Source organism: Rhizobium sp. P1_E6 (assembly GCF_056405875.1).
Genome location: NZ_JBFUBG010000009.1, coordinates 57699 through 83653 on the forward strand (window position 1 = coordinate 57699; position 25955 = coordinate 83653).

Genomic DNA, 25955 nt, shown 5'->3' on the forward strand with positions numbered 1-25955 from the left:
CCGTCTCCACATCGACCAAGCACGTCGCGACAGCGACGTATATTGCGCCCTCAAACCGATCGGACCGAAGGGCCGATACCGCTTTTCCGGTACGCGGCCACGGCTAAGACTTCCAGCTGCGACGTTTTTAGGGTGATGCAAAATAGCCTATTTTACTATCGTATAATAGTTAGTATAACCGGCGTGTTGAGGTTATTTTTGCTAAAGGAAAAAATCGCCAATGGCCGCAAAGTCAGCGATTTCTGATCTCGATGCCCAGATTGAAAAACTTCGGGAACGCAGACGATTTCTAATAGTTAAATCCGCCGAGCGCTTTGCCAAAGCCGCCACGAAGTCGGGGCTGGCGGAGATGGAGATCGCAGACGATGAGGTGGATCGGATCTTCGAAGAGATCGCCGCTCGATTTCGCAAAGAGGCAAAGAAAGGCTCTGGCGGCGCATCTGCTCCGGCGCGTCGATCAACGGATAATGGGACTGGAACGCCGGAGGCGGTTTCAAATGACGGCTGACCGCAAACGGGAGGCGCGGGAAAAATTCCTGCTCGGCGGCATCGTCGTCAAAGCAGGCCTGTCGATGGCCGACCGGGCGTTCCTGCTCGGCGGCCTGCTCGAACTGGCGCGCGTGGCGGCAGGCTCGCCGGAGTATCGGCGGCTGCGTGATATCGGCGTAGAGGCGTTCAAGACGCCTTCCCCGAATGGCGAGACAGCGTGCATCAAGGAGATGGCGGAATGGCATTGAAGGGAAAAATGCATCCGAGCCTGCTGCTCGTCCTCGTGCCGATCGCAGTGACAGCGATCACCGTCTACATCGTCGGCTGGCAGTGGTCGGGACTGGCTGCCGGCATGTCGGGCAAGGCCGAATATTGGTTTCTGCGTGCGGCGCCGATGCCCATGCTTTTGTTCGGGCCGCTCGCCGGACTGTTGGCGGTTTGGGCCTTACCGATGCACCGCCGCCGGCCGGTCGCCATGACAAGCCTGTTGTGTTTTTTGGCTGTGGTCGGCTTCTACAGCCTCAGAGAGTATGGGCGGCTAGCTCCATCGGTCGAACGTGGTGTCGTCACCTGGGACTATGCCCTGTCCTATCTCGACATGGTTGTCGTGATAGGCGCCTTATGCGGCTTCATGGCCGTCGCCGTGTCGGCCCGCATCTCCACCGTCGTTCCAGAACAGGTCAAACGGGCGCGGCGCCCGACCTTCGGCGACGCGAACTGGCTTTCGATGTCAGCGGCGGGCAAACTCTTTCCTGCCGATGGCGAGATCGTCGTTGGCGAGCGCTATCGCGTCGACAAGGAAATCGTCCATGAACTGCCGTTCGATCCGAACGATAGTTCGACATGGGGGCAAGGGGGCAAGGCCCCACTGCTCACCTACGGGCAGGATTTCGATTCCACCCATATGCTCTTCTTTGCCGGATCGGGCGGGTACAAGACCACCAGCAATGTCGTGCCGACGGCGCTGCGCTATACCGGACCGTTGATCTGCCTCGACCCTTCGACCGAGGTCGCGCCGATGGTGGTCGAGCATCGCACTCGCATTCTCAAGCGCGAGGTCATGGTGCTCGACCCGATGAACCCGATCATGGGGTTTAACGTGCTCGACGGGATCGAGACATCGAAACAGAAAGAAGAAGACATCGTCGGCGTCGCCCATATGCTGCTGTCAGAAAGCGTGCGCTTCGAAAGCTCGACCGGCTACTACTTCCAGAGCCAGGCGCACAATCTTCTGACAGGGCTGCTCGCCCATGTCATGCTGTTGCCGGAATATGCCGGAAGGCGAAACCTGCGCAGCCTGCGCCAGATCGTGTCCGAGCCCGAACCGTCGGTGCTGGCGATGCTGCGCGACATTCAGGAGAATTCCGCGTCCGCCTTTATCCGCGAAACCTTGGGTGTGTTCACCAACATGACCGAGCAGACGTTCTCCGGCGTCTATTCGACCGCGTCGAAGGATACGCAATGGCTCTCGCTCGACAGCTATGCGGCATTGGTCTGCGGCAATGCTTTCAAGTCCAGCGACATCGTCAGCGGGAGGAAGGACGTTTTTCTGAATATCCCGGCATCAATCCTGCGATCCTATCCGGGCATCGGCCGGGTGATTATCGGCGCGCTGATCAATGCGATGATCCAAGCCGATGGCGCGTTCAGGCGCCGGGCGCTCTTCATGCTCGATGAAGTCGATCTGCTCGGCTACATGCGCGTTCTGGAAGAAGCGCGTGATCGCGGCCGCAAGTACGGGATCTCCATGATGCTGATGTACCAGTCGGTCGGACAGCTGGAGCGGCATTTCGGGAAGGACGGCGCCACGTCATGGATCGACGGCTGCGCCTTCGCCTCCTATGCGGCGATCAAGGCGCTCGACACCGCCCGCAACGTGTCGGCACAATGCGGCGAGATGACAGTGGAGGTGAAGGGCAGTTCCCGCAACATCGGCTGGGATACGAAGAACAGCGCATCGCGCAAGTCGGAGAATGTCAATTTCCAGCGACGGCCGCTGATCATGCCCCATGAGATCACTCAGTCGATGCGCAAGGACGAGCAGATCATTATCGTCCAGGGCCATAGCCCGATCCGCTGCGGGCGCGCGATCTACTTCCGGCGAAAAGACATGAATGCGGCGGCGAAGGCCAACCGCTTCGTCAAACTCAACCCGTGAGGCTCAGGATTGCTCGGCGAGATCGTATTCCGCCTCGGTCGGCCATTTTGTGGCCTTCATCAATTCCAGTGCCGCGTCGATCGCCTTGCGCGCTTCGAGAAGGTTGCTATGGCGGCCCGAGGGATCGGTGTAGACGCCGCAGCCGTTCACGATGTGGCCGTTGAAGCCGTACTGCAAAACGTCCAAGGCTTTGCTTACGTGATCTTGCATTGCGGTTGTTGCGGCCGCAGCTTTCTCGACTACAGACATTAATGCGACCTCCTGGAGCCTTGATCCTGCTTATTCCTCGACAGAGAATGTAACCGGCGAATACACCAAAAGCGAGCGGCGCGGCGCGCCTATCGATCGGTTCGGCGATAGCGCTCAAACGGAACTTCGGCACCGGGCGGCGTGATCCAGTCGATAAAGAGCGCGGAGCCGAGCGCGAATGCGATGAAGCCGAGCCCCATGAGGCCGAATGCTCAGAACGGCATGCCGCAGGCGGCTTCGGGATGCGCGAATACCACGATCGATATCGGAACCATCACGATCGCCGCCAGCACCATCATGCCCGGTGAAGGGCCGAAACATGCAGAGCACGTAGCAGGCCAGATACCACGCGCTATAGAGCAACGCTCGGGCAACGCCGCAATGGATGCCAAACGGCAGCCTGACCGCGAACCGCCCCACGCGGGCAGCGGCCTTTCGGCGAGGCTCACGAGGAGTGAGGCGCAGAGAGTAAGGTCCCGTCACGATGATGCATCCCCTCGTCACCGGTCTGCAAGCACTTGTCTGGGCGATTGCCGGCGCCTCTTACTGACGAATTTAAGAGGGTCTAATCGTGAGGCGAGAGCAAGACAAGTGTCGCGGGATCGATTTTCCAGACAGAGCCGATATCAGTGGCTGGTTCCGAATTTGCCGGCTTCCTGCGAGCCTATCGGGGCCGTGATCTTCTCGCCGTTCGCCGGATTGCTGGAGTACGATAGAACGGCCACAGAGAAGAGACCCGCGTCCCTGCCGGGACGCGATCGTTTCCCGCGTCGCCGGCAGGGAGTGTCGAGGGTGAAACCCTGACAGGCAGGCGGGCCGGTCGACCCGGCCGGGCTGCCTCGTTCGCAATGAGGAAAGAACCGCCTCACGGCAGCTCCTCCTCGGTGAGTTTGGCGAATTCGGCGCGCATCGCCTCCAGCTCCGCTTCGATGCGGCGGCGTTCCCCAGTGGTCGGCGCATTGTTAAGCTCCAGCCGCAACTCCTCGAGTTCGCGCTCTATGGTGATGTGCCGTTCCAGTGTCATCGTCGTCTCCTGACGTTTGAAAAAGATGGCACGGGCTGTCATGGTGGGTTGGTGCGGGTCAAAAATCGCGTAGCGACCGGCTTGCCAGCGCGCGGAGGAACCGATTTTGTTGGAGCGGCGGCCACGCCGCGGAGGCAAAATTGGAGGGGCCGCGTGTTTTTGAGGCGGGCCAATTCGCCATGATAGACTGGGGCATCTGAGCAGACAGCTCACGTCTCGTGTGGCACCAATCAAAGCCGGCGACGGGCCTTGCCCGTCGCCGGGAGACGATCGCGCCGGGTCAGCCTACCGGCCGGCGGCACCATCCGCAGCGCGCCGGTCAATGTCGCCACTGCGGCGTACGAGTGAGGTTTCCGACCTGTCGAGAAGCTGCCAGCCCCAGGCGCCGCCGTCGTCGACCGCTGCGTCGCGCCCGCTCTCAGCAACCAGTTCGCCTACATGACACTTGACACGCCATGCGCCGAGACGCCGCGGGGGTGCGCCAGTTCCCGGAGCAAAATCTGATGCCGCCCTCATGTCCCCGTCCGTCACATCCCACGCGGAAGGGCGGCGCCTGTCGGCGTGGCCCGCACCTGATCGATTCCCGCCCTCATCACTGAAATGAATCGGTCACCCATGATCGATTCAGGAAACTCGTTGGACGCCGCTGTGGTGATGTCAGATTCTCAGGCATGGACATGTTTGAACGCGAAATGCTGCTTTACCGGATCGATCCGACGCGCAATATGGCGCGCTTCTACGCGCTTGCCGTCGAACCGGCCTTGTTCGGCGACGTGTCTCTGGTCCGGCGCTGGGGCCGGATCGGCACGGCAGGTCAGAGCAAGATCGAACTGTTCGACACGTCTGCCGAAGCGACTGCCGTTTTCTCGAAGCTCCTGCCCGTAAGCTGCACCGTGGCTATTCGCACAAGAGTGCCGCGGTTTCCGCGCAAGGGATCGTCACCCCACCAGGGGCGAAGACTGCGAAAGCAGGCTTCGTGGAGCCGGCGACGCCGGTGGAATAGAGCCCGGTCCGGCCTGCCGGATGCGCCCCACCATCTATTCGTCCAGCTCAGCCCGGTTTCAACCTTGCCTGGGCCGCTTCTCGGCGTATATACTGACACGTATATACATAAGGAGGCAATGCCATGCCCCAATATGCGAAAGTGTTTCAGTCGGGAAATTCCCAGGCTATCCGATTGCCGAAGGACTTCCGCTTCGATGTCGATCAGGTAGAAGTGACGCGGGAAGGCGACGCTGTCATCCTGCGACCGCGCGCCGATCGTCGCGAGCGCTGGGCCTCATTGCGAGCAGCACTCGATCGCGGCGTCAGCGAGGATTTCGTGGCTGAAGGACGACAGCAACCCGATGAGCAGAGCAGGCCGGGCCTGGAGAACCTGTTCGAATGATTACGCATCTTCTCGATACGAACGCGGTGATCGCCTTGCTTGGTCGCAAATCCCCACTGCTTGTCGAGCGTATCATGGAAAGTGGAGAAGGTTCGATCGGGCTGTCGTCGATCGCCGCCTTCGAGCTCTATTTCGGGGCATACAAGAGCGCCAGGGTTTCCTTCAATCTCGAGACCCTACGACTGGCCATGTCCGATTTCCCGATTGTTGGCTTCGAGCGCGAGGACGGGCAACTATCCGGAGAGATCCGCGCCGATCTTGCCGCAAAGGGGAAACCGATCGGTCCCTATGACGTTCTCATTGCGGGTCAGGCCAAAGCACGGCACCTGATCCTTGTTACCAACAATGTCGGCGAATTTTCCCGGGTCGAGGGGTTGCGGGTCGAAGACTGGACGAGCCCGAGATAATCCAAGGCGAGTGCATCGGCGCCACCGGGAATTGCCCAAGTCCTCATGGAAGTGTCCTGCCGCACGCAAACGACAACAACCCGGCTCCCCGCAGAGCCGGACCTGACGAGAAAACCGGGGAAGCGAAGACCGCCCTATTCGGGCGATCGACTGCCGTTCAAGAGCTGATCGACGATATCGTCCGGAAGCGGACGGGTCGCCTCGCGGGCGTGATCGTTGACGAGGCTCCACAAGATTTCGGAGGACAACGGCATGAAATCGTAGCCTTCCGCGGCGGCGCGCAGCGCGGTCAGCGTCTCGAAGGCGCGGTATTCGGTGCCAAGCCAGAGGGCAAGGTTCTCGGCTTCTTCGTCGGGAAAAGCCTGTAGGAAGAAGGTCTGAAGCGGACGGTCGTAGCCAATGACGGCTTCGGGGTCGGATTGTCCGCGGCCAGTGACGGTGATGATATAGCGGCTCATGTCAAACTCCATCGGTTGAACGGTTTTCGGCGAGGCAGGTCCGGCCCCGCTTTTTGCGGGGCCGGTTGGCGTCTCAGGCATCGGGGTCGTTCCAGAGGATGACCTTGCGGCTGTCGTCGCCGCCGGGCGCCGGCGCTACGTTGCCGAAGATCACGCCGATCTCCGGGGCTTCCAGTTTGACCGAGAGGTATTCCTCGCCGGTGCGCTGCGAGTTGCGGTACCAGCCCGCGCCGATCTCGAAGCCGGTGCGCCGGTGGATGATCCGGTAGTCCGGAGCGACGTCGCTCGTCTTGTTGGCGTTCGGGATCAGCGCGATCGGGGCGTTGACCTTGATGGTGGCGAAGATGCCTTCCAGCGAGCCGTCGGTCTTCTGCGTCAGGGTTGCGATCGTGGTGGCCATTGTGCTGTCTCCTTCGGTTGCATCGGGAACCATTCCCGATGGCGCCAGAAGGAGGCGGCCCTCGGCCGCGGTCACCGAGCGAAAGCGAGGGCGAACCCCCTTGCGGGGTTGACCGCATAGGTCCGGGGGTTGCCTACAAAGGCGACATAGAAAGGGGATGGCTCTCGATATAACCGGAGAGCCAAGACGCACATCGACCGGCCGCCCGGTTGCCGTCCGTGCCCGCAATGCCAGCCTGCCTGGAGCCACATCCGACGATCAGGTCAGCCCCCTGCCCGACCGTCCTCGACAACACGCGGTATGGAGACGATCCTGCCAGGTCAGCCTCCACGCCCGCACCATCCGCAGTGCGCCGGTCAATGCCGATGCGCGAGTGAGGGTTCCGACCTGTCGAGAAGCTGCCAGCCCCAGGCGCCGCCGTCATCGACCGCTGCGCGCCCGCTCCCGGCAACTAGCCCGCCTGCAGGACACTTGATACGTCATGCGCGCAGACGCCCCGGCAGCGGTGGGCTTGAGTCGGACGACCTCTCAACGCTATTGAAATACTTCGCGTCAACTGTCATATATAGAGCGACAGATGACATAGGAGATGCTTAGTGGCGGTTGCGGCGGAAGTGGCCTTTCCTGAGGGAAGTGGCGGAGAATTGCAGAAGGTGGCAGCGCTGCTCGGCGGCACGCGCATCCTGTCGCGCCGACTGACGAGCGCGCTCGATGCGCATGAGCTTCTGCTACACGGCTTGCCGGCCTCCGCGGTCGATCACCTCGTCGGAAGCCTGGTCTTTATCGGCAAGACCGAATCCCTCGAAAAGGCCGTCGGCATGAGCCTCAGGACATGGCAGCGGCGCAAGGATGCGCCGTCCAAGCCGCTAAGCCAGGAGCAGAGCGGCCGCGCGTGGAAGTTCGCCGAGATTCTGGCGAAGGCAACGGATGTGCTGGGAACACAGGCAGAAGCCGAGCAATGGCTGGAGCGTCCGGCAATCGGGCTCGATCAGCGCCGTCCGATCGACCTGCTCGGGACGCCTGCCGGTGTCGAGCTGGTCGAGGACTATCTGGAACGGCTTGAATACGGCGTCTATGCATGACGCCTCTGCCGATTGCGCTCGGCGGTTCCGAGCTGATCGCATGGCGGCTCGACCAGGCTGCCTTTGCTCCGACATGGGATAGCGGCGAAGGCGCCTATCGTGTGGGCGGCCGCTGGAACAGCAAGGGGGTGCGGGCAGTCTATTGCGCCATAGACCCTTCGACCGCGATCCTCGAAGTCGCGGTTCACAAGGGATTTCGCGCTCTCGACACAGTTCCTCATGTCCTGACGGCGGCTGTCATCACCGACACCTCCGCGGTTCATATTGTCGATCCCGCCAGCGTTCCCAATCCGAACTGGCTGCGGCCCGGAATTCCAAGCGCCGGTCAACAGGCGTTCGGCGACGAGCTTCTGAGGCAACATCGCGTCATGGCGATCCCGAGCGCGGTGTCCACCTATAGCTGGAACCTCATCTTCGTCGCGAGCCAGGCTGCCGGTAGCTATTCGTTGAAGTTCCAGGAGACGTTTGCTCTTGATACCCGACTACACCCGCCAGCGCCGGCATGATCGCCAGAAATTGTGGAAAGGTGTCCACGTTTGCTCCGAATGAGGCTGGAGCAGCGTGACAGCTGGCTATCTCGATGGAAAGTATCCCGGATTCCAAACAAAAGGGAACCAGATGACAACCACCAACGAAATTGCCGACAAGATCGCCGCCGAACACGGCCTGACAAAGGTTCAGAGCAAGTCTGTCGTCGAAGCCGTATTCTCCTCCATCATGGCCGCCGCGACGTCGGGTGCGGAAACTTCCATCCCGGGATTTGGGAAGTTCAAGGTAAAGGATACGCCGGAACGCGAAGCACGCAATCCGGCAACCGGGGCGACGATCAAGGTCGCTGCCCAGAAAAAGCTGACCTTCACCCCTGCCAAAGCGCTGAAGGATGCGATGAACAAGTAATCTGGAGCCAAACCCGAACACGAGATCATGGCTCAGGAAGACGATGGCGCTCACGCGCCATCGCCACCGAAGCGCCAGACCGGGATACCGAAGCGACGGGCCTTGTCGGCGAGATTGCCGGTGATCCCCGAGCCCGGGAAAACGATGACGCCGGCGGGCATCACCGACAGCATGTCGTCGTTGCGCCGGAAGGGTGCTGCCTTGGCGTGCTTCGTCCAGTTTGGCTTGAAAGCGATTTGCGTCACCTTTCGGTTTTCGGCCCAGCACGCCGCTATGCGTTCGGCACCTTTCGGCGAGCCGCCGTGAAGGAGAATCATGTCGGGGAATTTTGCGCGCGCGCGATCGAGCGCATCCCAGATGGCCTCGTGATTGTTATGGTCCATACCGCCACCGAAGGCGATCTTGGTGCCGGCCGGGATCAGCACCTCGGTCTCGGCATGCCGGCGGGCGGAGAGGAAATCTCGGGAGTCGATCATCGCCGCGGTCATATTGGCGTGATTGACCTTCGAGCCCGTCCGCGGCCGCCATCCTGACCCGGTCTGCGCCTCGAACAGGTCGGCGGCATAATCCCGCATGAACTCGAAGGCGTTGCGGCGCTCGAGAAGCGTGATGCCTTCCGCGACATGGCGCTCAAGCCCGACGCTCTTGACCTCCGAGCCGTCCTGCTCGCGCTGGCCGGTGCGCTGGGCGTCCTCGTTGCGCTGAAGCTCGCGCTGGATGCGCTCGCCGGCGCGGTGGAAAAGGTTGACCGTCGACCAGAGAAGATCTTCGAGATCGGGCTCCAGCCGCGTGTCGCCGAGCATTTCGAACATCGCGGAGAACATCGCGGTCAGCGCAGACTGGACGACAGGCTCCTCGGGCAGTGGGCGCGGGTCCGGCTCGTCCTGGAAGGGGCGATAACCAAAGACTTGCATCTCGTAGATGAAGCAGTCGGTCGGGGAAGACGCGTGGTGGGGCTCGAAGGTGTCGTCGATGGGAAGGGTCAAGTTCATGATGGTCTCCGTCGGTTTGGGCCGCGCCTCTCGCGGCCTGACGGCGATCCCTGTCCAGGCGGCGGGCGGGCCGGAACCGCGAGCGCAGCGAAGCGGCCCAGCGCAGCGCCGGGCGGCTGAGGGAGGGTTTCTTGGCCCGCGAGGAGCGCCGGCTGCCGCTTTTCGGAACGGCCGATACGGAGTAAAGCCGGCGCGGGGAAGAAACCCGACCGACCCGCTGAAGGCCCGACAGCCGCCTGGTAAGGGTCGCCTCTCGGCAGGCCCGCAGGCGCGCCTCACCAGAACGGAGACTGGCAGGGGACCGGCGCTCCCACCAGGCCGCCCCCCGCACTCGCCCTCCCCTCACGACCGCATTACGCGGGCAAGAGGGCCTGAGCATCCTCCGGGGCGAGTTGGGCGCGGAGATTTGCGATGAGCCGGTCATGCCCAAGCCTGCGCAGGTCCTCGTTGAAGTCACCGAGTTCCGGGGTAAACACGAGTGGCAGGACGCCGAGCCACCGCGCCCGGCGGCTCAATCCCTCGATACCGTGTCGGCCGGCGGCATCCGCGTCGGCGGCAACGTATAGGCGCAGGCACCCGCTTGGCGGCCGGAAGGCGGCAAGGTGATTGGCTGTCAGCGCCGACACCATTGGCATGCCGGGCATCACGTGCGAAAGCGACAGCATGCTTTCGAGCCCCTCGCCTGCGACCATAACCGGCACGGGGCCATCGAAGGGAAAGCGGAACCGGACGGCATTGCCGAGCAGACCGCCAAGCGCTCGGCGGGGATCGTCGACCCTCGCCTTCCCTTCGCCGTCCGGGTCGAGCCAGGTGCGATGCACGCCGGTGATCTTGCCGGCGCGATCAGTCACGGCCGCGATCAGCGCCGGATAGCTGCTGGTCTTGCCGCTGACGAGATCGCGATAATAGCAGGACGGATGGAAGCGGAGCGCGCGATGCAAAGATGCGCGCAGGATGCCGCGCTGACGTAGATAGCTGTCGGCCAGCGTGCCGGAGAGCGGCTGCGTGGAACCGAACAGGCGCCTTGCACGTTCCGCAGCCGGTCTTTCGGCCGGCTGGCTGTCGAGGGTAACGTCTCTGCGGGACGACACCGGCCTGGATTGGGGTTCGTTGAGGAAACGCCGCGCCTCATCGGCAACATCGCGGAAATCGACCAGTCCGCAGGTTTCCCGCACGAGATCGAGCAGGTCGCCATATTGAGCCGCAGCCGCGTCCGTCCATCTGCCCTTGCGAGGGCCCGACAGATGGACGTAGAGCGACTTGCCCTTGCTGTTGGCGACTCGCCAACGATCCAGTAGTTGCCGGCCCTGCGGCCGGCAGAAAGATAGTGCCGGCAGACCGCTTCGGCATCGCGCGCGAGACGGTCCGCAAGTTCGGAGGCGGACAACATCGCAGTCAACCCCGGCCGGCGACATCGACGATGCGATGCCGTTCGAGGAGGCGCGACAGGACCGCCGGTCCGTCATCCGAAGCCGGGATGAAGAACCGGACTTTCCAGGCGATCATTTCGGAGAACAGACCGATGGATCTCAGCCTGTCGCGCATCCCATCGCTGAAGCCGGAGAGCTCGATCCGATAGTCGTTCATCACCCGGACACGCCGCAGCGTCATGTTGCCGGCAAGTGCTACGACCACGGAACCGCCGAGCAGCGACTGCCATACCTGCCCGGCGGTTATGACCTCCGCCTGGTCGAGCCCGAAATTCCGGCGAAGCCCGGAGAGCCCTTCCAAAGGGATCAGACGGCCGACGATCCTCTCGCCTTCGTCGGTTTCGAGTCGATAAACCCGGCAGTAATCCTGCGGCAGCAGTTTCCAGATCGGCAACAAGAGGCCGGAGACCACATGCATGGTCGACACGGAAAACTCCGGGAGATTGGCGATTTCGGCCGTCCAGGCGGCGGAAAAGCTCTCCTCGTCTGTTTCCTCCCAGTTCGTTTCTTCGAGCTGGCGCACCTCGAAACGGATTTCGTCCATCGGTCGGACGAGCGCAACGCGCGGTTGGACCGAGCCATCGTCGAGCATGACCGAGCGCGTCGGAAGCTGAACGGCTGGGCGGCGGGACTTGCCATTGACCATCAGCTTTGCCCAGGGGTCACATGCGGCGAGTTTTAACGCGTCGGCAAGTGCCATCGGCGTATTGCGATCCATACGCTCGATGGTCAGCAGGTGTGACTGGGCGCCGGTGACGGGATGGGTGTAGACCAGCCGACGGTCCCTCACTGTCATCCGGTCCGCTGTCAGCGTCTCCAGCCCCTTGTCATAGACACCTGCTGCAATCGCTCCCTCGATGCGGGCGGCAAGCAGTTGCTCGAATGCGTCGAACAGCAGGTTCTGCATGGCGATGGTGAGCGCCAGCATCCGGTTCAGGAAGGTATGGATCGGCGGCAGCTCGTCCTTGAGACCGCCTTCTTCCGCGGTCAGCGACAGGCCGGTGATCATCTCGAATTTTTCCAGCGCGCATCCCGCGACCCCGCCGCTGTGGATCAACTTGTAGAACTGCCGGAGCGCATCGCGGGCATACTGCGATTCGAGATTATCCTCCGAGCGGAACATCCCCTGCCCGCCGGTCTGGCGCTGCCCGCGGGTGATGGCGCCGAGCGTATCGAGACGCCGGGCGATGGTCGACAGGAAGCGTCGCTCGGCCTTGACGTTGGTGGCGATCATGCGGAATCGAGGCGGCTGCGCCTGATTGGTGCGGTGGCTGCGGCCAAGTCCCTGGATCGCCACGTCGGCGCGCCAGCCGGCTTCGAGAAGATTGTGAAGACGCAGACGCTGATTCTTCGCGCCGAGATCGGCGTGGTAGGACCGTCCCGTGCCGCCGGCTTCGGAGAAAATCAGGATCGGCTTCTCGTCGTCCATGAAGGCCCGGGTCTCTTCAAGATTGGCACTGCCCGGCCGGCTTTCGACGGCAAAGCGGTCGATCGTGCCGCCGTCGTCGCGGCGGACGATGCGGCGCGTGCGGCCGGTGATCTCAGCGACGCGATCTGTGCCAAAGTGCTGAACGATCTGGTCGAGCGCGGTCGGGATCGCCGGCAGGCTACCGACCCGTTCGAGCAACGCGTCCCGGCAAGCGACAGCTTCCCGGCACAGGACGGCATTGCCGTCGGCGTCGTAAACCGGCCGGGACAGGAGATTGCCTTCGGCGTCGGAATATTCCTCGAAGAGCTGAGTCGGGAAGGAATGGTTGAGATATTCGGCAACGATCTCGCGCGGCGTGACGTCGACCTGGATATCACCCCACTCCTCGGTCGGTATTTCCGCGAGCCGGCGCTCGGTCAGGGACTGGCCGGTTGAGATGATCTGGACGATCGCCGCATGCCCCTCCTCGACGTCCCCTGTCGTCGCGTCGATCAGCGCCGGCGTTTTCATGCCGGTGAGCAAGTGATTGAAAAATCTCTGCTTCGAGCTCTCGAAGGCCGAGCGGGCCGCGGCCTTGGCATTTTTGTTGCGCGTGGTGCTGTTGCTGATAATACCGGAGGCTTCGAGCGCCGCGTCGAGATTGTTGTGAATGACCTGGAACGCCTCGGCGTAGGAATCGTAGATGCGGACTTGCTCCTCGGTCAGCTCGTGTTCGAGAATGTCATATTCGACGCCCTCGAAGGACAGCGACCGGGAGGCGTAAAGGCCCATCGCCTTGAGATCGCGTGCGAGCACTTCCATCGTCGCCACCCCACCGTCTTCGATTGCGGCAATGAACTCCGATCTGGTCGAGAAAGGAAAATCGCTGCTGCCCCAGAGACCGAGGCGCTCGGCATAGGCCAGCGACTCCACCTCGGACGCGCCGGTGGCTGAAACGTAGACTACACGGGCATCAGGCAGAGCGCGCTGAAGGCGAAGACCGGCACGGCCCTGTTGCGAGGCTGCCTTTTCGCCGCGCTCGGACTTGCCACCGGCGGCGTTCGCCATCGAATGCCCCTCATCGAAAATGACGGCTCCGTCAAAATCGCCTCCCAACCAATCGACGATCTGCTGGACGCGCGAACGCTTGCCTTCGCGGTCGTCGGTGCGTAGCGTGGCGAAGGTGACGAAGAGGATGCCTTCGTCGAGCTTGATCGGTTTGCCCTGGCGGAAGCGCGACAGCGGCGTGACCAGTAGCTTTTCCTGCCCGAGCGCGCTCCAGTCGCGCTGGGCATCCTCGATCAGGGTCTCCGATTTGGAAATCCACAGATGCCGGCGACGACCCTTGAGCCAGTTGTCGAGGATAATACCGGCCGCCTGGCGACCTTTGCCGGCGCCAGTGCCGTCTCCGAGGAACCAGCCACGACGAAAGCGGACAGCGCCCTCTTCGTCCGGCTTGACGGCTTTCAGGTTGTCGAAGGTGGTATCGACGGACCAGTGGCCGGTGAGATAACCGGTATGGGCCTCACCGGCATAGATTACGCTCTCAAGCTGGGCATCGGAGAGGTCGCCGTCAATGACGATGCGCTTGGGCAGATGCGGACGATAGGTCGGCTTGGGAGGCGCGACGGAAGCCATGGCCACGGATTCGACCAGCTTGTCAGGATGCGGTTTGGTGTCCGGAATGCGGATCGTCCGCAGCTGGTAAGGTTCGTAGATCCCATCGGCAACATCGGAGCGGGCGTTCGTCGCGCCGTCGCGCAGCTCGTAGGAGAGCTCGAGGACATCGTCGGTCGGAGCTGGCAGCTGAGAAACCGGGCGCGGCACATGAGCAACGGTCGAGGGGCGGTTCGCCGAAGCCGCCGCCGCGGGACGCATGGTGTCGGCAGTTTTGCGCATGGCCATCTTCGCCGCACAGGCACTTGAGGTTCCGTTGGAATGCGTGCCGATGGAGTTCGGCGCGGTCGAAGGCGAGCGAGGCGGAAGGCCGCAGATCCATGACAGTAATGTTTCTGGATCGGGAGCGACGCCGTGGGAGGCAATGAAGTTTGCCGGATCGGCGGCCGCTATCTTGTCGATCACCGTCAGCCTCGTTTCCATCGTCGTGCCGTGCCGGGCGTAGGCAGAACCATCGATCGCCGCGCTGAACAGAACCGTGCCACGTTCCCGCAGGCGGACGAAGGCGTCGCGCCATTTGGGATTGTCGGGAGAGAGACTTGAGCCGGTGATCGCCACCAGCCTGCCGCCAGGGGCGAGCCGCGCGAAGGCGGAGGCGAGATGGCGCCATGCGGCGGCGGTCATGCGGCCCTCCACGTGAACGCCGGCGGAAAACGGCGGGTTCATCAAGACGACAGACGGACGCACCGAGCGGTCGAGATGGTCGTCGATGTGGGCGGCATCGTGCTGCGACACGATCGATCCGGAGAAAAGCTGCTCCAGAAGACCGCGACGGACCGGTGCATATTCGTTGAGAGAAAGGCGCGCACGCGCGAGCTCGGCGAAGATCGCCATCAGGCCGGTCCCGGCGGAGGGTTCGAGTACCATGTCGTCCGCCATGATTCCGGCTGCGTGAGCCGCGATAAAGCCAAGCGGTATCGGCGTCGAGAATTGCTGGAGCTGCTGGCTTTCCTCCGAGCGCCGCGTGTGGGTCGGGATCAAGCCGGCCACCTTGGTCAGCATCGAGAGCGTCGCCTGCGGTGCTTTCGCGCGGGCGGCGATGGCAGCGCCGAACTTGCGCAGGAACAGGACCTGCGCCACTTCGGCCGCCTCGTAAGCGTCTTTCCAGAACCAGAAACCTTCAGCATCCGAGCCGCCAAAGCTATCACTCAGAATAGTGCGAAGATCGGTTGCGACGATCGGCTGGCCAAGTTCGAGAAACGGAAGAAGCGCGCGGCCGGCAGTGATAATTGCTGCGGCGCGGCCGATGGGAACAAGCGAGGTGGCGGCCGCGTTCGCGGCACTGGGCGTGATCACGTTCATAGGGAAGTCCTGTCGAGAGCGGCAAAGGATCGGCCCGCCCGGACGCTCTCCAAGCCCCAGCAAGCCGCCTCTTTCCGGCCCCTTTCTCCCTCTCCCGTGGCAGCGAACAATTGCTGGAACGCCCGACGGCCTGCTGGGCAAAACCGCCTTCATTTTACTATCGGCTCCCAAAATTCATGCCCATCAGTTCCAATCAACAAATTGTCGACTTCCAATTATCATGCTCGATAGTTCCAATTTTCAAAGAATTGGGAATGGGCATGTACACGCAGTTTACGGAACGCGGGGCAGAGGAAGTGCCGTCGGATACGCCTGTGGTGTCGATGCCGCGCCGAAGCAGGTAACCTCGAACACAGCCCGCAGATGCCGTCGCTCCGCCGGAGGGAGTTGCGCCGTCTGGTGCTCCACGACAGCGAAACCCCTCCGGTCAGCGCTCTGCTGTTGTCAAGCGCGAGACGCAGCCCGTCTCGCCAAAAGGGGATCGACCAACATGTCTTGGAGGATGCTTGCCTCCAAATGGAGCCGCGGCCGCTCCGCGACGTCGCTCCATCGTCTTCCCTTCGCCGTCTCGCGAGCAGAATGGAAACTCCCGCCGTGCAGGTCGCAACGGCGTCCAGATGTTTTACTGACTAATTTAAGATAGTAAAAAAGACAGTCGCTGTATAGATTCGATGGCAGACATGGGAGAACAAGGATGCGGAAATTCACGATCGGTGACCGGGTGCTTGAGGAATCGACGCCTGAATTGCAGGGATTTCTCGCTCAGGCCTACGAGCAGCGACTGCGGCCGATGTGCATGTGCAAGGAGCCGCAGGCGCCGATGTATATCGCGCGTGTTGAAGACCAGTATCTCATCAAGCGGATGCCGCTGTCGGGACGCGATCATGATCCTGTCTGCCCCTCCTATGAGCCTCCCTACGAGCTTTCTGGCCTTGGGCCGCTGATCGGCAGCGCGATCCTGATCGACGAGAATGGCAAGACTGACCTTAAGCTGGACTTTTCACTGACGAAGCGCGGGCCTCGCGCCGCAGCCGGCCAGCCGGCAGAAGCGTCTGAACACGGCATCCGCAACGAACCGCGGAAATTGTCGCTGCGGGCAATGCTGCACTATTTCTGGGAGGCAGGCGAATTGACAGAATGGCGTTCGACCTGGTCTGGCAAGCGCGGCTGGGGTCGCGTGCGCGCAAATCTTCTCAATGCGGCCGCGCAGATGACGGCAAGAGGCGCTAGCCTGGGCGACATGCTTTTCATACCGGAAGTGTTTCATCCCGAGGACAAGGACGGGATCGCCGCCCGGCGTGCGGCGGCGTTCAAGGGTTTACAGGCCGCGGGCTCGGGTCCGCGCAAACTGATGATGATCGTGGCCGAAGTGAAGGAGTTTTCAGCCGCGCGTGAAGGACAGAGGATCGTCGTCCGGCACATGCCCTTTCCGCTGATGATCGAGGAGGGCACATGGAGACGGCTCGCTGCGTGCTTTGAGACAGAACTCGAACTGTGGCGCTCGAACGAGGTGTTCCATCTGATTGTCATCGCCACCTTTGGCATTTCAGCCGCCGGCATTGCCGCAGGTGAAGAGGTCGCGCTGATGGTGGTCAACGAGCACTGGCTGCCGTTCGAGAATATTCATGAGCTGCGGCTTCTGGAAAAGGTGAGTCGCCTCAAGCGAAAGAGCGTCAAAGGATTGCGTTTCAACCTGCCACGCGATGCACCGATCGTGTCGGTGACATTGCCGGAACAGAAACCCGCTCCCATTGCGATGTTCATCGTGCCGGCGAGCGCCGGAGAGGATTATGAACAGGCGCTTTCGGAGATGATCGAGGCGCGGCCCGAGATCACACCCTGGGTCTGGCGAATAGCCAAAGGCGAAATCCCAAGGCTACCTTGATCTGATTCTGGTCTCGAGTGTGGTCATGATGTTTCCTTTCTGGAACCTCCAAAGGCCCGGCTCGACGGCCGGGCCTTGAAGGGGATGGAGAAGGGTTGGTGGCGTGCGGTCAGGCAGCGCTTTCGAGGAGTTTCTTCGCTTTGCCTTCGAGTTCGAGCCGCGTGTCTTGATGCGGCTTTCCCCGCGCCAGCGCGGTGATACCCTGAACAAAGTCAAAAATGCTCTCGGGCGGCCTCCCCTCCTCGCTGAGAACGGTCTCGATGATCTTGCCGGTTTCAGCCTTCGAGAAGCCGCGCTTGCGCAGGAACTCCAAGCGATCGTCTTCGTTTCGGGCGACGATGCGTTCACGGGCGGCACGAATGCCGGCGACGAATGGCGCGGGCGAGGAATTGGCGAAATTCGTCAACGCCGGCGCCGCTTCGTGGGCGAAACGCTGGCTCGCGAATTTTGAGTGACGGATGGTGATTTCTTCGAAATTTTCGGTCCCCCAGAGATTCCTGTTGGCGCACACTGCCCGCAGGTAAAAGCTTGCAATTCCTAGGGTTTTCGAACCCACCTCGCTGTTCCAGGCATAGAAGCCGCGGAAATACAAATCAGGTTCGCCGGTAGGCAGTCGTCCGGCTTCGATCGGGTGGGTGTCATCGCAAAGAAAGACGAAGACATCGTGATCGCTGGCGTAGAGCGTCGTCGTATCCTTCGTGATGTCGACGAAAGGATTGTGGGTCATCGCAGACCAGTCGAGCAGACCGGGAACTTTCCAGATCGTGTCGCCTGTGCCATTGCCAGCAATGTTCATGATCGCAGCGATCAAATCCTTATCCCAGATCCGGCCGTATTCAGGACCGGTCACCGCTCGTAACTCAAGGCGACCATCGTCCATCTCCAGGGTTTTGACCATTTCGGCGTTATGATTGAGAAGCCCGTGCTGGAGGTTGATCGCCGCCAGCGGCGCGGGTAGCTGGCGCATATAGCTCGCAGGTGCGCCAACCAGGCCGCAGAGCTGACCGTAGCTCCAGTGCGTCGGTGCAAGCGGTTCGCGACCGCCGGGAACAATCAAGGACAAGCGTTCGGCATTGTCGCGGGTTGCCTCGACGCGGATTTCGGCGGCCTCGACCGTGCGGACGCGAGCGCGTTCGGTTCTCGCGCTGACGGCGCAATGAAGATCGCAGAGCGACAGATAGCGCTCGTCGTCGGGACGCAAAAACCACTCTGACGAAACACGACCGATACGTTCGCCGCGGGATATATCGACCTTGAATCCAGATGATACCGGTGGCGGGTAGGAAATCATGGTGTTCATGATGAAGTCTCCTGAAACGAAAGAGCCCGGCTGACCGCTCTTGCGACAGCCGGGCTGGTGAGATGGACGATGAATTACGGACGCAAAACCCGACTGACAGGGCAATCCGGGCTGGACGACAAACAAGCGCGCCGCCTGAGGGCGACGCGGCGCACTGATCAATCGATTGCCTGGAAGATCTCCGCGGCTTCGGGGTGGTCAGCCGAATAGGCGTAAAGGCGGCCATAACCTTCCGAGAGGTGCTCGGATTGATGCTGGAAGGAGAGATGCGAGAAGGCAAAAAGCGTCGCGATAATCCCTGCAGGCTCGGCAGAAACCTTCCCCTGAAAGCCGGTGATCGCGCCGGTGATCCTGAAACGCGATTTGGATCGCGGAGCCAAAAACAGCGGCTTGCCCTCATGTTCATAGAAATCCCAGAAACCCCCGCCATAATCGAGGGGGCTGAGCTGCTCCATGAGGCTGTAAACCGCGTTCTCACCGATGATCAAAAGCGAGCGCCCGAACAGCGTGGGCAGGAATTTCAGGCGGCGCTCGTCAGGAACGATGGAGGCGGCTTGGGGAGGAACTTCGGATATCGACATCGATCTTTCTCCAGAGAGGCAACAGGGTTGAGGCCGGGCGGCTCTCTCTCTACCGACCGGCTTGCCCCTCTCCCCGGCCCGGCTCTCCCTTTTGGCTGACCGCACCCGTCCCCCTTTGCCGGCCGCGCAGGAAGAAGTTGCGGACGGCGGTCGTCGCAATGTCGGCAGGTTATAGGTCAGTTCAATTGTATAGACGGGCATGATGGCGCCCCTGAAAACAGAGAAGCCCGGCGCAGCGGCCGGGCTTCTTGAGCGAGGGTTTGGGTTGGTTATTCGGCGGCCTCAAGATGTTCGTCGTCGTCCCCGATCGGGTCGGTGACCGTTTCTCCAGCTTCCGTCAGGAAGGCTGGCAGATCGACCGCGGCTTCGGCGATATTGTCCTCGACAATGGCGTCGATCGCCGCAGCATCGATCTCTGCCTCCGCGAGGCGTTGATCGATCGGGAGCCGCAGCACTTCGGGGAGCCATCCGCTACCTTCCAGAAGCCGGGCGGCTTCGCGCGCCATGTCGGGCTTCTTCAGATGACCGATGAGTTGCGCCGACTGTTCGCCCTTCGCCTCGCGGACCGCTTGCAGGATATACGCTTTGGTCACGCGGCCGAGATAGTTGTCGACCGTCGGCATCCAGCCGGCCGCGACCATGCCGAAGCCGAGCGAATGGGCAAGCTGCCTGGCGTGGACATTTTCCTTGGTGCGCCGGTTCCACGCCTGCACGGTTGTGTTCACCGACAGCGAGACGCAATGGGCAAACAGCGCCATGCGGCTATCCTGGTCGAGCGCGGTCAGATAGTTCCAGACCTCGTCGGCGTTGCCGGGAAGATCATAGCCCCAGGCTTCCTGCCGCTGTTCGATCTCCTTTGCCCAGACCGTGTCGCCGAGCCCCTGCGTCTGGCCGAACAGAGTGTGCTGGAGCGTGATCTCCAGGCACGAGTCAGCCTCGTATCTGTAGAAGATTTTCAGGACCGCGACATGAAGAGCGGCGATGAAGGCCACCACGGGATCGTTCGCCAGCGCATTGCGCAGCGCAACGGTACGGGCGGCCGTTAGATCTTCGATGACGCGGTCGGAGAGCGGACGAACCCTGCCGTCGTCCTCTTCCGGTTCTTCGGCGCCGACAGGCTTGCCGTTGATGGAGATGCCGCCGTTCACCGAGACCACCACGGCATCATTATCGCTTTGACCATCACCGGCGCCGTTGTCGGTATTTCCGCTTTCCGGCTCGGCGACGGGTTCGTCTTCGGGCCGGACGAAACCGCGTTCGATCTTCAGTTCACCATTGGCGGCGAGCGAGACGAAGGCGCCGCCGCGGGCAACGTCTTCCGGATCGAAGACGTAGGGCCGGTCGTTCAAAGCATCCAGCTCGTTGCCGAGTTCCTCCAGCCGCATCTCGGTTTCCTCGGAATGGTCCTCCGACTCTGCGTATTCTGTGTCGAGCCTGTCGTATTCCGCCTTCAATGCACCATGCCGCGCAAGCTCTTCCTCGCTATATTCGGCGCGTTCGCCGTAGAAGCGGCGAAGACCGGAGGTGTGGCCGTAGGAGAAGTCGAAGGCTGCGTCGACCCACTTCCAACCCTCTTCGGCTTTCAGTGCTTCGGCCTGAGAGGTCAGCTTTTCGAGCACGAGCTTTTCGAGAAGCGCCGGATCCTGTAGCCATCCGCCATTGTCCTGCTCGAACAGGTCGCGCATGACGATACCGCCGGCTGCCTCATAGACGTCAATTCCAACATAGACGGCGCGGCGGTCGGAGGCCCGGACTGCGGTTTCGGTCAACATCCGGCGGATATAGTAGGCATCCTGATTGTGCGACCGCGAGATCATGTCCCAGACCTGGTCCTGCCGAACGTGATCATTGGTGATCGAGAACGCCATGACTTGCCCGAGCTTCATGTCGTCATTGGCGTAGAGTTCGAGGATACGCGACGAGACTGAAGCCAGCCGCAGGCGCTGCTTCACCGTTGCGACCGACATATGGAAGCGGGCAGCGATCTCTTCCTCGTCGAGCCCCTGTTCGCGGAGCGTCATGACGGCCCGGAATTCGTCCAGCGGGTGAAGATCGACGCGCTTGACGTTCTCGGCAAGCGAATCCTCCACTTCGAGGGTATCGCCCTTGCTCACGATGCAGGGAATGGCCGCCGTCCTCGACAGTTTCTTCTGTGCGACCAGCAGCTCCAGTGCGCGATAGCGGCGACCGCCCGCCGGAATACGATAGATGCCGGTCTCATTACCGTCTCCATCGACTTCGGCGCGGACGTTGAGGCTGGTCAGCAGCCCGCGATGGGCAATGTCCTCGGCAAGTTCCTCGATCGAAACCCCCGCCTTGGTCTTGCGCACGTTCTGCTGGCTGAGAACGAGCTTGTTGAAAGGAATGTCACGTCCAGCGTTGAGCGTGATTTTCTGGATGGCCTGTGCCATTTCGTTTCTCCGTGGCGGGCTTGCCGGAGCCTCTCTCCGACAACCTCAACCCGCCACGAACACCCCTCCCCCTCTCCCTCCAGCCACACCCACCGCTCTTACCGTTTGCGACCGGCATTGCCATGACCCTTGAGTCCGGTGTGCCAGAAGCAGCCGTGGGGACGCATGAACCCCTGATATTACTCGCTCGCCATCATTTCCTCTTGAGTCATGATGTCGGTGTCCATAAGAAGGCGCGGTTCGGAAAATCTCCGGTTTCGTTGCTCACTCAGCAGGTACGGGGTTCTTGGCGCCCCAGCCTTCCTCGATATAAACGTGCATTTTCGGAATGGCGGAGTCGTTTCCAATCCATCGGAAATCGCGGTCAGGCGAAACACTCATCAGCACGGCGTCATGCGCGTAGCTGCGGCGCGCCAACTGATCCAGCAAGCCCCGCCCCTTCCAGAGTTCGGGCACGACAGCTGCTTCGTATATCGATGCGATGAAGTCGTGATCCAGTGCCGCCTCCGTCGGCGACAACAACACAGCGAATAAAGCGCAGAATGGATCGAGCCAACCAAAGTTCTAGTCAGATGAAGGTAGCCAGCGCGAAGCCGGCGCGCACTACCATCGCCGCGATCGTCGCCGCTTTTGTCCTGGATGAACGGCTGACGGCCATGCAGTGGACTTCGATCGGACTGGATGCGCGATGTCGACAAAAACACCAGGGGAAGACCGTTAGCCGCATTTCCGTCCCCAAGATGGCGACACTATTCGAAACGGCATAGAGCATCGTGGTCAAGGTGCGAGCTGACAGCGCTCATCTCACGCCAGCCCCTCGACCAGGATTTGCACAGGCCGGAGAATGCGGAGTTGTTGGACCTTCTGACGACGGATCCCTAAACGGAGGCGGCTTGTGTCAAAGGACCGGCTACTCTGCCGCAATCCCGCCAAGCCTCGATGCCGACTGGATCGTCGCCAGATCGTGCAGCCGGACACCTGGGTAAACCTTTCTGGCGATATCGATCAAATGCTGATGATGGGTAAGGTAGATCACTTGCCCGTGCCCGGCCATCTCTGAAAACAATCGGAAGGCCTCCTCGGCGCGGAAGTCATCGAATGTTTCCATGATGTCGTCTGCGATGAAAGGAATGGGAGCACGGTTGGCCACGAACTCGTGATACCCGGCCACCCGCAGCGCAAGATAGAGCTGGAAGCGCGCGCCCTTGGATAGTTCGTCGGCGGCCTTCGAACCTCCGCTCGCAGATATCGCGATCAGGATTTCGCCATCCTTACCGGGTTGCGCGGCGACACCTGTGTAGGCTCCGCGGCTGATGATCCGGAAAGCCTCCGAGGCTCTTGTCATCATCCCACTTCGATGGCGGTCCCTGTAGAGCCTCAATGCTTGCTCGGCAGCGGTTATCCCCGCGCGAAGCTCTAGGTAACGACCGGCTCGCTCCTCGATCTCCAGCAAAATGGTGCGTCGCTGCTCTTCGATTTCCGCGACGACGGAGTCCCCTCCGATCGCATCGAGTGCCTTCTGCATAGTGGACCGCTCATGGAAGACGTCGTGACATTTTCTGTCCTGGTCTTCCAGGATTGGTGTCAACAGTGCGAGTTGACCTTCCAAGTCCTCTCTATCCGCCGATGCGAGCCGTTCTTCGACGTCGGCGATGTCGTTCGCAACACTGATCTCGACCAGCTCCTGTTCCAGCTCGGCTGTGGAATTCCGCAGTGCCTGCCGTTTCGACGACAGCTCAATGAAGGTTTCGACTTCGTCCAGGGTGGTGCAGCCGAAGAACGCTGTCATCTTCCCTATCTGGATACCGAGTACGTCCTTGCCGACCAGAATTGCACGCTTTTCCTGGTGCTTCTTATCGCGATCACGCGCGAGCTTTTCCCGCTGCTCCTGGCTTCGCTCGGCCGCCTTGACCCTGTCTGAGATCATCCGCGTAAGCTCGGTGAGGGAGGCGGATTTCTGGATTTCCAGTCTATCGCACAGCTCGAAGACCGCAGCTTCGAACAGGGCGCTATCCTTCTCCATTTTCTGGATTCGATCGACCAAGCCGTCTCTGGCTTCGATCGCGGACGCGAGCTTCTCGAGAACGTGGAGGATTCCGTTGACTGCATCGACCTTCGGAAATGCGGATGCCTCCCCCAGCCAGCAACCGCTGCACAGTTCGGACCAGCTTGAGTCCCATTCGTGCGCGGCTTTCAGTGCATCGTTCATCGCGCGTCTGCGAGCGACGCTATCTTCTTTCAGTCGCTCCAGACGGTCTGCCTGATCCATGGCTAGGTAGAAGGCATCCAGTCCTTCCTCGGCGACGGCAAACAGCGTTGCAAGATCGGCGTCGCTGCTGACCGTCAGTCCTGCTCCCTCGACGGCGGCAAGCAACTGTTTCTTCGATTGGTGAGCCCTATCCTGAATATCTGCGACTTCTTGATCGATGGCCGACATGTCGTCCCGGGCTCTCACCGCGACGGTTCTCCTGCGCAGCCATTCTTCCAGCTCTGTCGGATCAATGCCGAAATCGGCGCTGCAAGAAATCGACGCGAACGTTGCGGACATCTCGCTTCCGAGCTCCGAAAGTGAACGTGCGGCCTGTTCAATGCGCTCGTGGGCTGCTTCGATATCAGAACCCGCGGAAGCTCGGGTCAGCATCAACTGCGCCAACTTGCTGGCTTCCGCGAAGTGCAGAAGCCGCTGCGAAACGAGTTGATCGTCGGCTCTCATGGCATGTTCGAAAGCGTCAGCCGATTGTGCGTCCATGATCTGGCGATGCGAAATCCATGCCTTCTCACGAGCGGCCCGGCTCGCCGCGACCGAAGGTTCATCGATCTCCCCTGCCCGCGCGCGCAGGACGTTGATCTCCGCGTCCATCCGCTTAGCGTGCGGCTCCAGCCGCGCGAGTTCGGAGCGCGCCGTCTTCGAACGGTCCCGGTCCTCCCTGTATCGTGTTTTCCAATCGTCCAGCTTTGCGCCCGACGGTAGACTCATGGCCGCGAGGTCGGCCGGATTACCGCGCCAAGGGGCAAGCTGCGCCAGGCTTTCCGCCAATACGACATTCGCGTTTTCGCGTCGCCGCATCAGGGAACGGAGCGCAACCTCGTCGTCAGATTTCGGCAGCGCTTTGACTGTCACGGAAAGAATCTCGAACGCCTTGATCCGCGCCGGAGAACGGAATTCCTCGAAGCGGGAGATGTTTTCGTCTTCCTCCTGAAGTGCGCGCTCAGCTCGGGTAAGTTCTTCTGCGGCAGAGGTCCGGCGAGCGTCGATACCCGATTTGGAGCTTATGAGCGCTCTAAACTTGCCAACGGTGGCTGCATCCAGGACGAGCCGCGCTGGCATTTTTTCGTTGGTTTTGCCAAGCTGCAGGAGAAGGGTTTCGACTGAGAGCTCCGCAACCCGACCACGAAGCTTTGGGATGTCGGCCTGTGCCGTAAGATATCTTGGCTCCAGCGTTTTCGTAAGATCTCCGACGCGCGCCGCAAGGCCGAGAGCAAGGGCGTCATCAGTGATCTCGCCGATCTCGTATTCGATCTCCGCGACGGTGCGGGCAACCTCGTCCAGCTTGACGCGGATTTCRATTTCGTCCTTGCGGATCACCGGGAGCTCGAGCTTCCACGATCCCGGCGGATCGGACACGGACTCAAGGGCGTCGAGCTGTCCTCGAAGCCCGGTAATCCTCCGCATCGTCGGAAGCGCACGAAGGATACGGTTGATCTCGTCAGCTCGCCGCTGGGTGTTCGCGCGCTCGACTAATGCCTGATCGTAGAGTCCGTCCAGGCGATGCAGTTCAGCCAACCTTTTACGATACTCGGTGGCCTGGAGGTCGAGAGCCTCGCGTTTATGCTTCAGCTCAGTCAATCGTGCCTTGAGATCGCTCAGTTGGCTACTGCGTCCACGAAATTTGTAAAAGCTATCCGCATCGCCGCGGATCGCCACGAGTTGACGGCTGAGATCGGAAAGGCCCGCGCTGGCAGAGAAAAGCAGTTCGCCGAGATCGCCCTTGCTTGCAAGGATGTTCTCGCCACCTTTTTCGAGCGTAATGTCGTCCAGCGAGAACATCGTCGAGAACGCTTCGCGGTCGATCCCGCCAAGGTCGGCCCTTATCTCCGTGTCGGCCAGACTGCGTTCCTCGCGATCGAGCAGGCTGTTCTGCGGCCGTTTGATGCGAACGAAGTCTCTGTCCTGACCTGCCACGTGAACGTTCGCCCCTATACGCATGGTATTGTAGGGATGCAGGAACCCGTATTTCGTCGTATTGCCGATCCCGAAGATCAGGTCGAGGATCGCATCGAGCGTGGTTGATTTCCCCGCCTCGTTCGGACCGTAGATGACGTGGAGGTCGGGCGATCCGACCCGACACGATCCGAAATCGATGACGGCGTCGGTGAACTTGCCATAACGCGTGAGGTCGAGGCGATTGATGCGCACA

The 25955-nt window shown here is 61.4% G+C and carries 22 protein-coding genes and 1 pseudogene; 10 read left to right on the plus strand and 13 right to left on the minus strand.

Going from position 1 to position 25955, the window contains the following annotated elements; translation table 11 throughout:
* The first annotated feature begins 220 nt into the window (after window positions 1-220).
* Genes AC1D35_RS07465 through traG form a run of 3 tightly spaced genes read left to right on the plus strand, consistent with a single transcriptional unit; the run spans window position 221 to window position 2647 of the window.
* On the plus strand, window positions 221-508 hold the full coding sequence (locus tag AC1D35_RS07465; protein WP_477938421.1) for a TraC family protein: 288 nt from the start codon (window positions 221-223) through the stop codon (window positions 506-508).
* Window positions 498-737 carry a conjugal transfer protein TraD gene (locus AC1D35_RS07470; RefSeq protein WP_477938422.1) on the plus strand — a complete coding sequence of 80 codons (240 nt, stop codon included), beginning with the start codon at window positions 498-500 and terminating at the stop codon, window positions 735-737. The genes AC1D35_RS07465 and AC1D35_RS07470 overlap by 11 nt, the downstream gene beginning before the upstream one ends.
* A complete protein-coding gene (gene traG / locus AC1D35_RS07475; RefSeq protein ID WP_477938423.1) occupies window positions 728-2647 on the plus strand; it encodes a Ti-type conjugative transfer system protein TraG in 1920 nt (639 codons plus the stop codon). Before AC1D35_RS07470 ends, traG begins: the two co-directional genes overlap by 10 nt.
* Before the next feature lie 3 nt (window positions 2648-2650).
* Here traG and AC1D35_RS07480 read toward each other — a convergent pair whose 3' ends face one another.
* From AC1D35_RS07480 to AC1D35_RS07490, 3 genes are all read right to left on the minus strand, one after another.
* Window positions 2651-2896, minus strand: coding sequence for a hypothetical protein (locus AC1D35_RS07480; protein WP_477938424.1), 246 nt, complete (start codon window positions 2894-2896; stop codon window positions 2651-2653).
* 865 nt (window positions 2897-3761) lie between these two features.
* Window positions 3762-3920: a hypothetical protein gene (locus AC1D35_RS07485; protein ID WP_477938425.1), complete on the minus strand. Its 159-nt coding sequence runs from the start codon at window positions 3918-3920 to the stop codon at window positions 3762-3764.
* A gap of 285 nt (window positions 3921-4205) precedes the next feature.
* Window positions 4206-4436, minus strand: coding sequence for a hypothetical protein (locus AC1D35_RS07490; RefSeq protein ID WP_477938426.1), 231 nt, complete (start codon window positions 4434-4436; stop codon window positions 4206-4208).
* A gap of 209 nt (window positions 4437-4645) precedes the next feature.
* On the opposite strand from AC1D35_RS07490, the gene AC1D35_RS07495 reads away from it, so the two are divergent.
* Genes AC1D35_RS07495 through AC1D35_RS07505 form a run of 3 tightly spaced genes read left to right on the plus strand, consistent with a single transcriptional unit; the run spans window position 4646 to window position 5714 of the window.
* Window positions 4646-5134, plus strand: a complete 489-nt coding sequence (locus tag AC1D35_RS07495) for a WGR domain-containing protein (protein ID WP_477938469.1) — start codon at window positions 4646-4648, stop codon at window positions 5132-5134.
* Window positions 5047-5307 carry an antitoxin gene (locus tag AC1D35_RS07500; RefSeq protein ID WP_477938427.1) on the plus strand — a complete coding sequence of 87 codons (261 nt, stop codon included), beginning with the start codon at window positions 5047-5049 and terminating at the stop codon, window positions 5305-5307. The genes AC1D35_RS07495 and AC1D35_RS07500 overlap by 88 nt, the downstream gene beginning before the upstream one ends.
* Window positions 5304-5714, plus strand: coding sequence for a PIN domain-containing protein (locus AC1D35_RS07505; RefSeq protein ID WP_477938428.1), 411 nt, complete (start codon window positions 5304-5306; stop codon window positions 5712-5714). The genes AC1D35_RS07500 and AC1D35_RS07505 overlap by 4 nt, the downstream gene beginning before the upstream one ends.
* A gap of 134 nt (window positions 5715-5848) precedes the next feature.
* Here AC1D35_RS07505 and AC1D35_RS07510 read toward each other — a convergent pair whose 3' ends face one another.
* Together AC1D35_RS07510 and AC1D35_RS07515 are read right to left on the minus strand one after the other, a co-directional pair.
* Window positions 5849-6172: a hypothetical protein gene (locus AC1D35_RS07510; protein ID WP_477938429.1), complete on the minus strand. Its 324-nt coding sequence runs from the start codon at window positions 6170-6172 to the stop codon at window positions 5849-5851.
* A gap of 73 nt (window positions 6173-6245) precedes the next feature.
* Window positions 6246-6572 (minus strand): DUF736 domain-containing protein, encoded by a 327-nt coding sequence (locus AC1D35_RS07515; RefSeq protein WP_477938430.1) that lies wholly within the window; start codon window positions 6570-6572, stop codon window positions 6246-6248.
* A 596-nt stretch (window positions 6573-7168) separates the two neighbouring features.
* Here AC1D35_RS07515 and parS point away from each other — a divergent pair.
* The 3 genes from parS to AC1D35_RS07530 all read left to right on the plus strand — a co-directional run bounded on the left by parS (window position 7169) and on the right by AC1D35_RS07530 (window position 8551).
* Window positions 7169-7654 carry a type II RES/Xre toxin-antitoxin system antitoxin gene (gene parS, locus AC1D35_RS07520; protein ID WP_477938431.1) on the plus strand — a complete coding sequence of 162 codons (486 nt, stop codon included), beginning with the start codon at window positions 7169-7171 and terminating at the stop codon, window positions 7652-7654.
* Entirely contained in the window at window positions 7651-8160 is a 510-nt protein-coding gene (locus AC1D35_RS07525) for an RES family NAD+ phosphorylase (protein ID WP_477938432.1), read from the plus strand. The genes parS and AC1D35_RS07525 overlap by 4 nt, the downstream gene beginning before the upstream one ends.
* Window positions 8161-8272: 112 nt before the next feature.
* Entirely contained in the window at window positions 8273-8551 is a 279-nt protein-coding gene (locus AC1D35_RS07530) for an HU family DNA-binding protein (protein ID WP_477938433.1), read from the plus strand.
* Window positions 8552-8601: 50 nt separating this feature from the next.
* Here AC1D35_RS07530 and AC1D35_RS07535 read toward each other — a convergent pair whose 3' ends face one another.
* The 3 genes and pseudogenes from AC1D35_RS07535 to AC1D35_RS07545 form a co-directional block, all read right to left on the minus strand.
* Entirely contained in the window at window positions 8602-9543 is a 942-nt protein-coding gene (locus AC1D35_RS07535) for a DUF2493 domain-containing protein (protein WP_477938434.1), read from the minus strand.
* Between the two features lie 353 nt (window positions 9544-9896).
* Window positions 9897-10933: pseudogene (locus AC1D35_RS07540) on the minus strand (DUF7146 domain-containing protein).
* Window positions 10934-10938: 5 nt separating this feature from the next.
* Window positions 10939-15360, minus strand: a complete 4422-nt coding sequence (locus tag AC1D35_RS07545) for a strawberry notch-like NTP hydrolase domain-containing protein (protein WP_477938435.1) — start codon at window positions 15358-15360, stop codon at window positions 10939-10941.
* Between the two features lie 694 nt (window positions 15361-16054).
* Between AC1D35_RS07545 and AC1D35_RS07550 the strand changes: the two genes are divergently transcribed.
* Entirely contained in the window at window positions 16055-17245 is a 1191-nt protein-coding gene (locus AC1D35_RS07550; protein WP_477938436.1) for a DUF1173 domain-containing protein, read from the plus strand.
* Window positions 17246-17354: 109 nt separating this feature from the next.
* Here AC1D35_RS07550 and AC1D35_RS07555 read toward each other — a convergent pair whose 3' ends face one another.
* The 5 genes from AC1D35_RS07555 to AC1D35_RS07575 all read right to left on the minus strand — a co-directional run bounded on the left by AC1D35_RS07555 (window position 17355) and on the right by AC1D35_RS07575 (window position 25954).
* Window positions 17355-18545, minus strand: coding sequence for a DUF932 domain-containing protein (locus AC1D35_RS07555; RefSeq protein WP_477938437.1), 1191 nt, complete (start codon window positions 18543-18545; stop codon window positions 17355-17357).
* A gap of 158 nt (window positions 18546-18703) precedes the next feature.
* Window positions 18704-19126, minus strand: coding sequence for an antirestriction protein (locus AC1D35_RS07560; protein ID WP_477938438.1), 423 nt, complete (start codon window positions 19124-19126; stop codon window positions 18704-18706).
* A 269-nt stretch (window positions 19127-19395) separates the two neighbouring features.
* Window positions 19396-21537, minus strand: coding sequence for a ParB/RepB/Spo0J family partition protein (locus AC1D35_RS07565; RefSeq protein ID WP_477938439.1), 2142 nt, complete (start codon window positions 21535-21537; stop codon window positions 19396-19398).
* A gap of 264 nt (window positions 21538-21801) precedes the next feature.
* Window positions 21802-22056, minus strand: a complete 255-nt coding sequence (locus tag AC1D35_RS07570) for a hypothetical protein (RefSeq protein WP_477938440.1) — start codon at window positions 22054-22056, stop codon at window positions 21802-21804.
* 391 nt (window positions 22057-22447) lie between these two features.
* Window positions 22448-25954 (minus strand): AAA family ATPase, encoded by a 3507-nt coding sequence (locus tag AC1D35_RS07575; protein ID WP_477938441.1) that lies wholly within the window; start codon window positions 25952-25954, stop codon window positions 22448-22450.
* Window position 25955 lies beyond the last annotated feature (1 nt).

Excerpts from the sequence above, each read along its gene's own strand:
- AC1D35_RS07495 (WP_477938469.1), top strand. The coding sequence starts at position 4,646 with ATGGCGCGCTTCTACGCGCTTGCCGTCGAACCGGCCTTGTTCGGCGAC.
- AC1D35_RS07565 (WP_477938439.1), bottom strand. The coding sequence starts at position 21,537 with ATGGCACAGGCCATCCAGAAAATCACGCTCAACGCTGGACGTGACATT.
- AC1D35_RS07470 (WP_477938422.1), top strand. The coding sequence starts at position 498 with ATGACGGCTGACCGCAAACGGGAGGCGCGGGAAAAATTCCTGCTCGGC.
- AC1D35_RS07550 (WP_477938436.1), top strand. The coding sequence starts at position 16,055 with ATGCGGAAATTCACGATCGGTGACCGGGTGCTTGAGGAATCGACGCCT.
- AC1D35_RS07490 (WP_477938426.1), bottom strand. The coding sequence starts at position 4,436 with ATGAGGGCGGCATCAGATTTTGCTCCGGGAACTGGCGCACCCCCGCGG.
- AC1D35_RS07485 (WP_477938425.1), bottom strand. The coding sequence starts at position 3,920 with ATGACACTGGAACGGCACATCACCATAGAGCGCGAACTCGAGGAGTTG.
- AC1D35_RS07530 (WP_477938433.1), top strand. The coding sequence starts at position 8,273 with ATGACAACCACCAACGAAATTGCCGACAAGATCGCCGCCGAACACGGC.
- AC1D35_RS07535 (WP_477938434.1), bottom strand. The coding sequence starts at position 9,543 with ATGAACTTGACCCTTCCCATCGACGACACCTTCGAGCCCCACCACGCG.
- AC1D35_RS07505 (WP_477938428.1), top strand. The coding sequence starts at position 5,304 with ATGATTACGCATCTTCTCGATACGAACGCGGTGATCGCCTTGCTTGGT.
- traG (WP_477938423.1), top strand. The coding sequence starts at position 728 with ATGGCATTGAAGGGAAAAATGCATCCGAGCCTGCTGCTCGTCCTCGTG.
- AC1D35_RS07560 (WP_477938438.1), bottom strand. The coding sequence starts at position 19,126 with ATGTCGATATCCGAAGTTCCTCCCCAAGCCGCCTCCATCGTTCCTGAC.
- AC1D35_RS07515 (WP_477938430.1), bottom strand. The coding sequence starts at position 6,572 with ATGGCCACCACGATCGCAACCCTGACGCAGAAGACCGACGGCTCGCTG.
- AC1D35_RS07555 (WP_477938437.1), bottom strand. The coding sequence starts at position 18,545 with ATGAACACCATGATTTCCTACCCGCCACCGGTATCATCTGGATTCAAG.
- AC1D35_RS07510 (WP_477938429.1), bottom strand. The coding sequence starts at position 6,172 with ATGAGCCGCTATATCATCACCGTCACTGGCCGCGGACAATCCGACCCC.
- AC1D35_RS07545 (WP_477938435.1), bottom strand. The coding sequence starts at position 15,360 with ATGAACGTGATCACGCCCAGTGCCGCGAACGCGGCCGCCACCTCGCTT.
- AC1D35_RS07525 (WP_477938432.1), top strand. The coding sequence starts at position 7,651 with ATGACGCCTCTGCCGATTGCGCTCGGCGGTTCCGAGCTGATCGCATGG.
- AC1D35_RS07500 (WP_477938427.1), top strand. The coding sequence starts at position 5,047 with ATGCCCCAATATGCGAAAGTGTTTCAGTCGGGAAATTCCCAGGCTATC.
- AC1D35_RS07480 (WP_477938424.1), bottom strand. The coding sequence starts at position 2,896 with ATGTCTGTAGTCGAGAAAGCTGCGGCCGCAACAACCGCAATGCAAGAT.
- AC1D35_RS07465 (WP_477938421.1), top strand. The coding sequence starts at position 221 with ATGGCCGCAAAGTCAGCGATTTCTGATCTCGATGCCCAGATTGAAAAA.